Origin of the sequence: Pseudomonas meliae (assembly GCF_001400515.1) — a bacterium.
GTDB classification, from domain to species: Bacteria; Pseudomonadota; Gammaproteobacteria; order Pseudomonadales; family Pseudomonadaceae; genus Aquipseudomonas; species Aquipseudomonas amygdali.
In genome coordinates this window covers 1-842 of record NZ_LJQT01000231.1, presented here as the reverse complement: position 1 = coordinate 842, position 842 = coordinate 1, and the positions used below count along the sequence as shown (strand labels likewise).

Genomic DNA, 842 nt, shown 5'->3' with positions numbered 1-842 from the left:
GCTACCGATCAGTGGATCGCCAATCAACAGCACCGCTTACCCGAGTGTACCTGGCAACACCTGGTGTTCACATTGCCTGACACCCTGTGGCCGCTGTTCTTTCATAACCGTCACTGGCTCGATGCCTTGTGTCGCCTGGCCGTCGACAACCTGCTCTATGCGGGCCGACGCCGGGGCGTGGAGGTGGGTGTTTTCTGCGCCATCCACACCTACGGCCGGCGACTTAACTGGCACCCACACATCCATGTCTCGGTCACCTTGGGTGGAATCGATGACGCAGGTGTCTGGAAAGATCTGTCGTTTCATCCATCAGCCTTGCGTCGACGCTGGATGTGGAATGTACGCCAGTACCTGCTCAGTCAGTGGGAGCACACCACCGTCCCACCTGAAAACGCTCATCTGCAGAGCGAAAATGACTGGCGTCACCTTGTGCTCAACGCCGGTGGTCAGCACTGGCACATACACTTGTCGAAGAAGACGAAAAACGGCCGAAAGACCGTCAATTACCTGGGCCGCTACCTGAAAAAACCGCCCATCTCGGGCAGTCGTCTGGCGCACTACACCTCCGGAGCCACGTTGAGCTTCACCTACCTGGATCACCGCACCAAGACCTATCAGCAGGAAACGCTGAGCCAGACCGACATGCTGCGCCGGGTGGTGCAGCACATCCCGGAGAAGCACTTTCGGATGATCCGGTATTTGGGATTTCTGGCCAACCGCGTCTGTGGCCGACAGCTACCCCGGGTGTATGAGGCGCTACGCATGGGAAGGCGTGGCAAAGCGCAAAAACTGTATTTTGCGCAGATGAGCAAAGCGTTCTTGACGTATTCCAGAACCTTGGG

At 57.6% G+C, this 842-nt stretch carries 1 protein-coding gene; it reads left to right on the top strand.

The window, feature by feature from the left end:
• Positions 1-842 (top strand): IS91 family transposase (locus tag ALO64_RS10400; protein WP_054991710.1); only part of this gene is annotated, 842 nt, incomplete at both ends.